Annotated in this window: 7 protein-coding genes; 4 read left to right on the top strand and 3 right to left on the bottom strand. The window is 74.0% G+C overall.

The features are described 5' to 3' along the window. Window positions 1–1214, top strand: a 1214-nt coding sequence (locus ACWCSD_RS43715) for an ATP-binding cassette domain-containing protein (RefSeq protein WP_449924087.1), incomplete at its 5' end; no start/stop codon positions are given. Beyond that, window positions 1211–3202, top strand: a complete 1992-nt coding sequence (locus ACWCSD_RS43710) for a prolyl oligopeptidase family protein (protein ID WP_397163911.1) — start codon at window positions 1211–1213, stop codon at window positions 3200–3202. The genes ACWCSD_RS43715 and ACWCSD_RS43710, both read left to right, overlap by 4 nt. 34 nt (window positions 3203–3236) lie before the next feature. On the opposite strand, the gene ACWCSD_RS43705 is transcribed toward ACWCSD_RS43710, so the two are convergent. Then, window positions 3237–3845, bottom strand: coding sequence for a response regulator (locus ACWCSD_RS43705; RefSeq protein WP_387664510.1), 609 nt, complete (start codon window positions 3843–3845; stop codon window positions 3237–3239). 143 nt (window positions 3846–3988) lie between these two features. On the opposite strand from ACWCSD_RS43705, the gene ACWCSD_RS43700 reads away from it, so the two are divergent. Further along, window positions 3989–4477 (top strand): carboxymuconolactone decarboxylase family protein, encoded by a 489-nt coding sequence (locus tag ACWCSD_RS43700; protein ID WP_387664513.1) that lies wholly within the window; start codon window positions 3989–3991, stop codon window positions 4475–4477. Window positions 4478–4496: 19 nt separating this feature from the next. On the opposite strand, the gene ACWCSD_RS43695 is transcribed toward ACWCSD_RS43700, so the two are convergent. Then, a complete protein-coding gene (locus ACWCSD_RS43695) occupies window positions 4497–5534 on the bottom strand; it encodes a zinc-dependent alcohol dehydrogenase family protein (RefSeq protein WP_397163913.1) in 1038 nt (345 codons plus the stop codon). Between the two features lies 1 nt (window position 5535). Next, a complete protein-coding gene (locus ACWCSD_RS43690) occupies window positions 5536–6366 on the bottom strand; it encodes a helix-turn-helix transcriptional regulator (protein WP_397163914.1) in 831 nt (276 codons plus the stop codon). Window positions 6367–6479: 113 nt separating this feature from the next. Between ACWCSD_RS43690 and ACWCSD_RS43685 the strand changes: the two genes are divergently transcribed. After that, window positions 6480–7190, top strand: a complete 711-nt coding sequence (locus tag ACWCSD_RS43685) for an SDR family oxidoreductase (protein WP_397163916.1) — start codon at window positions 6480–6482, stop codon at window positions 7188–7190. Window positions 7191–7283: the final 93 nt, after the last annotated feature.

Below are 7283 nucleotides of genomic sequence, written 5' to 3'. Positions count from 1 at the left end.
CGCTCGTGCTGGTGCTGCCGCCGTTCGCGGCCGGGCTGGCGTTCTTCCTGGCCTCGCTGCCCGCGCTGGCCCGGCGGCAGCGCGCGTTCCTGCTGGCCGACGAGGAGCTGGCCCGGTCGATGACCGCGACGGCCGCCGGGCTGCGCGACATCGAGGCGTGCGGCCTGCAGGGCCGCGAGGACGAGCGGCTGGCCCGCCAGGTCGGCGCGCAGCGCGACGCCGCCCGCGCCCTGGCCAGGGTGACCGCGGTGCGCACCGCCGCGCTGGCCGTCGGCGGCTGGCTGCCCGTCGTCCTGCTGCTGGCCGGCACGCCCTGGCTGCTCGACGGCGGCGCCCGGCCCGGCGTGATCGTCGGCGCGCTGGCCTACGTCACCCAGTCGCTGGCCCCCGCGCTCGGCGGGCTCGTCCAGGGGCTCGGGGTGAGCGGCGTGCGGCTCGTGGCCACGCTGCGCCGCATCGCCGCCGCCGCGCCGCCCCGGCCGCCGTCCCCGCCCAAGGTCCGTCCGTCCGGGGGAGACGTCACGCTGCGGTCGGTCACCTTCGCCTACGGCCCGCACTCGGCGCCGGTCCTGGACCGCCTGGACCTCACCGTCCCCGAGGGCGACCACCTGGCCGTCGTCGGCCCGAGCGGCGCGGGCAAGTCGACGCTCGCCGCCCTGCTCAGCGGCGTTCTGCGGCCCGGCGAGGGTGAGGTGCTGGTCGGCGGCGTGCCCGCCGACCGCGCCGACCCCGCCGCCCGCGTGCTCATCCCCCAGGAGGCGTACGTCTTCCGCGGCACGCTGCGCGACAACCTCGCCTACCTCGCGCCCGGGTCCGGCCGCCTGGACGAGGCCGTGGCCGCCCTGGGCGCCACGGACCTGGTCGAGAGCCTGGGCGGGTACGACGCCACGCTGGACCCGGCGGCGCTGTCGGCAGGGCAGCGCCAGCTCCTCGCGCTCGTCCGCGCCCACCTGACCGATGCCCCGCTGGTCATCCTGGACGAGGCCACCTGTCACCTGGACCCCGCCGCCGAAGCCCTGGCAGAGAACGCCTTCGCGGCCAGGGGCGGCACGCTCATCGTGGTCGCGCACCGCCTCACCTCCGCGCTGCGCGCCCGCCGCGTCCTGCTCATGGACGGACCCCGGATCACGATCGGCACGCACGACGAGCTGATCCGGGTCTCGCCCCTGTACGCCGACCTGGCCGGCCACTGGCAACCGGAGCCCGTGTCATGACATTTGCAGACGAGTACCCGCCCGCCGAACGGCAACCGGTCACCGACCGCCTTCACGGGCGCGACATCCCTGACCCGTACCGCTGGCTGGAGGACCCCCTCGACCCGCGGACCGGGGAATGGCTGGCCGCGCAGGACCGGCTGTGGCGGGAGGCCGCCGCGTGCCTGCCGGACCGCGAGCGCTTCCTGGCCAGGCTCACCGAGCTGAGCGTCACCGGCCTGGTCACCCCGCCCGTGTGGCGCGGCGGCCGGCGCTTCCACCTGCGGCAGACCGGCTGCCAGGAGCACCCGGTCCTGTACTGCGACGACCGGCCCTTCCTGAACCCGGCCGACCGCGACCCCACCGGCCTGACCACCCTGGACGACTGGCAGCCCGACCCGCAGGGCCGCCTGGTCGCCTACCAGATCTCGCGCAGCGGCGACGAGAAGGCCGACCTGTACGTCGAGGAGGTCGACACCGGCAAGCTCGTGGACGGCCCCATCGGCGGCTGCCGCTACTCGCCGGTCGCCTGGCTGCCCGGCGGCGAGGGCTTCTACTACGTGCGCTTCCACGAGGGCGTGCACCTGCACCGGCTCGGCGTCCCCGACGACGTGCCCGTCCTGACCGGCGGGCCGGTCTCGTACGGCGTGCAGCTCAGCGCGGACGGCCGCTGGCTGACGATCTCCGCGGGCGGCACGGCCGGCAACTCGCTCTGGCTGGCGGACCTGTCCGGCGGCGACCCGGCCCGGCCGGAGCTGCGGGTCGTCCAGGAGGGGACGCACGTGCGCACGGCGGGCGCGGTGGCCTCCGACGGCCGCCTGTACCTGCTCACCGACCGCAACGCCCCCCGGCGCCGGCTGTGCGTGGCCGACCCGGCCGAGCCCGAGGTGTGGCGCGAGCTGGTCCCCGAGGACCCCCGGGCGGTGCTCGGCGCGTTCACCCTGCTGGACGGCGACCGCCTGCTGGTCTCCAGGACCCGCCACGCGATCGGCGAGATCGCCGTGCACGACGCCAGGACGGGGGAGCGGCTGGGCGAGGTGCCCCTGCCCGGCAGCGGCTCGATCGCCTCGCTCAGCTCCCGGCCCGAGGGCGGCCACGAGGCCTGGTTCACCTACACCGACGCCGTCACCCCCGCCGAGATCTGGCGCTACGACGCCCGCACCGGCGCCGCCACCCTGTGGGCCGCCCCGCCTGGCCGGGTCGCGCTGCCCGACGTGCGGAGCCACCACGTCGAGTACACCTCGGCCGACGGCACCCCCGTGCGCATGGTCGTGGTCGCGCTGTCCTCCGGCTCGGGCCCCCGCCCGGCGATACTCAACGGGTACGGCGGCTTCGGCATCCCCCTCATGCCCGGCTACGCGGCCGACTCGCTGGCCTGGGTGGAGTCGGGCGGCGTGCTGGCCATCGCCAACCTGCGCGGCGGCGGCGAGGAGGGCGAGTCCTGGCACCGCGACGGCATGCTGGAACGCAAGCAGAACGTCTTCGACGACTTCGTCGCCGCGGCCGAGAAACTGGTCGCCGACGGCTGGACGACCCCGGAGCAGCTCGGCATCTGGGGCGAGTCGAACGGCGGCCTGCTCGTCGGCGCGGCCCTCACCCAGCGCCCCGACCTGTTCGCCGCCGCCGTCTGCTCGGCCGGGCTGCTGGACATGGCCCGCTACCACCTCAGCGGCCTCGGCCCGTCCTGGACCGGCGAGTACGGCGACCCCGCCGACCCCGACCACCTGGCCTGGCTGATGGCCTACTCGCCCTACCACCACGTCCGGCCGGACGCCGACTACCCGGCGACGCTGTTCACGGTCTCGGCCGCCGACACCCGGGTGGACCCGATGCACGCCCGCAAGATGTGCGCGGCCATGCAGTGGGCCCAGGGGACCAGGGGGGCCGGTTCCCGTCCTGTCCTGCTGCGCCATGAGCGCGACGTCGGCCACGGCGCCCGCGCCGTCAGCCGGTCCATCGCGCTCGCCGCCGACGTCCTGGCCTTCCTGGCCGCCCACACCCGTCACTGAGCGGGCGGGGGCGGGCCGGGACGGCGGAGGGAGGTCAGATCCAGCCGGACTCGCGGGCGATGCGGATGGCGTCGATGCGGCTGCGCGCGCCCAGCTTGGACGTCGTCCGGCACAGGTAGTTCCGGACCGTTCCCTCGGCCAGGAACAGCGACGCGGCGATCTCCCCGATGGAGGCGCCGTCGGCCGCCGCGCCGATCACGTCCAGCTCGCGGGGGGTGAGCGGCGGCTCCTCGGGGCGCATGGCCGCGATGGCCAGCTCCGAGTCGATGACCCGCTCGCCGTCGGCGACCCGGCGGATGGCGTCGGCCAGCCGCTCCGGCGGCGCGTCCTTGGCCATGAACCCGCGGACGTGCACCTCCAGCGCCTGCTTCAGCAGCCCGGGGGTGCCGACGCCGGTCAGGATCAGCACGCCGCAGCCGGGCAGCTTCTCGTGCAGCTCGCCGGCCGCGGCGAGCCCGTCCATGCCGGGCAGGGCGATGTCCAGCACCGCCACGTCCGGACGGCACGACTGGGCGGCGGCCAGGATGCGGTCGCCCCGCTCGACTTCGGCGACGACCTCGATGTCCTCCTCGTAGGCCAGCAGCGCCACGAGCGCCCCTCGTACCAGGTTCATGTCCTCAGCGAGCAACGTTCGAATCACCATGGGGTCCTTGCGGTCGACCAGGCTTGCAACGTCCTGCGGGCCACTCAATCCTGACGTAAAGCCCGCACTGTGGAAAGTCCTCCTAAGTGACGGTAAAGCCGCCGCCGGACAAGTGGACGCTCATTTGGGGAATGCTCATGGCCATGAAGCCTCGAGTGAAGCCCCTGCCTCCTGCGGAATGGGACGACTTTCAGCAGGCGAACCCCCAGAACGTGTTCACGACGCTGGGCCGGCACCCCGCGCTCTACCAGGGCTGGCTGCGCTTCGGCGGCGCGCTGCTCAACGGCGCGCTGCCGGCCCGCGACCGCGAGCTGGCCATCCTGCGCACCGCCTTCCACAGCGGCAGCGCCTACGAATGGGCCCATCACGCCCGCATCGCCCGCGAGGTCGGCCTGACCGACGTCGAGATCGAGTCGGTCCGCCAGCTCGACGCCCTCTGGCCGGTCGAGGACCGCCTGGTGTTACAGGTGGCCGACGACCTCCACTACGCGGGCGACCTCACCGACGCCACCTGGGCGGCCCTGTGCGACCGCTACGACGAGGTGTGCAGGATCGAGCTGGTCGTCCTCGTCGCGCACTACGCCATGCTGGCGCTGGTGCTCAGGACGTTCGGCGTGCAACTGGAGGAGTGATCCTGCCGCGGGCGGACGCTCACGCGCCCGCCCGCGGCAGGATCATCGTCACGCCCGGGACCGAGCCGATCGAGGCCAGCGCCTTGCCGGCGTCGGCCAGGCCGATCGTCCGGGTGACGAGCTGGTCGGGGTGCAGGATCCCGGCCCTGATCAGCTCCAGCATGGGCGGGTAGGCGTGCGCGGCCATGCCGTGGCTGCCCAGCAGCCGCAGCTCGTGGCCGATCACGCGGTCCATCGGCACCGGCGTCGCGCCGCCCGGCAGCAGGCCGACCTGGACGTGCCGCCCCCGCCTGCGCAGGCTCTCGACCGAGGCCGCGCACGTGCGGGGGCTGCCCAGCGCGTCGAGCGAGACGTGCGCGCCGCCCCTGGTCAGCTCCCTGACCTGGGCCGCCGCGTCGCCGGCCGAGCCGTTGACGAAGTGCGTGGCCCCGGCCAGCTCCGCCAGTTCCAGCGCGTCGGTGCTGATGTCCACGGCCACCACCCGCGCCCCGGACGCCGCCGCGATCATCACGGCCGACAGCCCGACCCCGCCGCAGCCGTGCACCGCCACCCACTCTCCCGGACGCACCTCGCCCACCTGGACGACTGCCCGGAAGGCGGTGGCGAAGCGGCAGCCGAGCCCGGCGGCGGTGGCGTAGGCCATCTCCTCGGGGATCGGGACGAGGTTGACGTCGGCGTGGTCGACGGCGACGTACTCGGCGAAGGAGCCCCAGTGGGTGAAGCCCGGCTGGGTCTGCCGCTCGCACACCTGCTGCTGGCCCGTGGCGCAGGCCGCGCAGGTGCCGCAGGCGCAGATGAACGGCACGGTGACCCGCGCCCCCGGCAGCCAGCCGCGCACGTCGGGGCCCACGGCCTCGATCACGCCCGCCAGCTCGTGGCCGGGCACGTGGGGAAGGACCTTGATGTCGGGGTCGTGCCCCTGCCAGCCGTGCCAGTCGGAGCGGCACAGCCCGGTCGCCTCGACCCGGATCACCGCCCCGCCGGGCGCGGGAGTGGGATCGGGCAGCTCGCGCACGTCGAGCTCCCCGCCGAAGATGTCAAAGGCAACCGCTCGCATCTCATGAGCTTAGAGTGAGTCGCCGCAGGTCGCGCAAGGCCCGGTGGGAGGGCGAGCCGGGTTCGGTGGTGTAGAGCACCAGCCGCAGGTCGTCGCGGTCGGGCACCGGGAGCACCTGGCAGATGGCGTCGATCGTGCCGACGGCCGGATGGGTGACCTGTTTGCGCTGCTCCCTGCGCACCTCCACCTCGTGCCGGGCCCACAGCTCGGCGAACTCGGGGCTGAGCGCCAGCATCTCGGCCACCAGCGCCTGCAGCGCCCGGTCGTCGGGGTAGCGGCCGGCGGCCACGCGCAGGTCGGCGACCGAGGCGCGGGCGAAGCGGCTCTTCTCCTCGTCCGACAGGTGCTCGGCGATTCCGGGTGACCTGAACACCCAGCGGATCACGTTGCGCCCGTCGGGCGGCAGGGAGTCCAGGTCGCCCATGAGCATGCCGGCGAGGGGATTCCAGGCGCGCAGGTCGTAGCGGGCGTCCAGGACGTAGGCGGGGACGTCCTCCAGGAAGGCGAGCAGGTGCAGGATGCCCGCGGGCACGTCCTCCCTGATCCGGGGCGTCTCCAGCACCTGGCCGGCCAGCCGGAACAGGTGGGCGCGCTCGTCCTGGTCCAGCATGAGCGCCCGGCCGAGCGCGCCGAGCACCTGCCGCGACGGGTGCGGGCCCCGGCCCTGCTCCAGCCGGATGTAGTAGTCGATCGACATCCCGGCGAGCTGGGCCACCTCCTGGCGGCGCAGGCCGGGCGTGCGCCGGCGTCCGCCGCCGGGCAGGCCCACGTCGGACGGGGTGACGCGGGCGCGCCTGCTGCGCAGGAAGCCGGCCAGTTCGTCGCGGTTCATGCCTCCATCCTCCGTCCTGAGGCCAGGTGAGCGGGCGCGCGAAGGTGGTACCGCTGATCCCAGCCTCCGCGGGTCTCTCCCGTCCCCGCCACGGCCTGGGAGAACGTTGGGCCATGACGACGACTGCCCTGATCACGGGCGCTAACAAGGGGATCGGTCACGAGATCGCGCGGCTGCTGGCGGAGCGGGGGATCACCGCGATCGTGGGGGCCCGCGACGAGGAGCGCGGACGGGCCGCCGCCGGGCGGCTGGGCCTGCCGTACGTGCGGATCGACGTGACCGACGAGGAGAGCGTGGCCGCCGCCGCCAAGTGGATCGAGGCCGAGTACGGCTCGCTCGACATCCTGGTCAACAACGCCGGCGTCGCCGGCGGGCTGGACGGGAGCGTCCCGAGCGCCCTCACCGCGCAGCAGTTCAGGGACGTCTACGAGACGAACGTGTTCGGCGTGGTCACCGTGACCAACGCCATGCTGCCGCTGCTGCGGAGATCGCCGGCGGGCCGGATCGTGAACATGTCCAGCGAGCTGGGCTCGATCAGCCTGGCGCTCACCCAGGACAGCCCGTTCTGGGACCTCAACTTCGCCGCCTACAACTCCTCCAAGACCGCGCTCAACATGATCACTGTCTGCTACGCCAAGGAGCTGATGGGCACCTCCGTGAAGGTGAACGCCGCCAACCCGGGCTACTGCGCCACCGACCTCAACGCCCACACCGGCTTCCGCACCGCCGAGCAGGGCGCGGCCATCGCCGTACGGCTGGCGACCCTGGACGCCGACGGACCGACCGGCGCCTACCTGGAGGACGACGGACCGATCGGCTGGTGAGGTGTGGACACTTGCGTACTGGACAGAAGGGGGCGATGGGACGAGATCTGGACAAAGAGCGGTTCTCCGAGGCGGAGTACGCGCGCTTCGGAG

It is taken from the genome of Nonomuraea sp. NPDC001684 (assembly GCF_053596515.1).
This window is presented reverse-complemented; position numbering and strand designations above follow the sequence as displayed.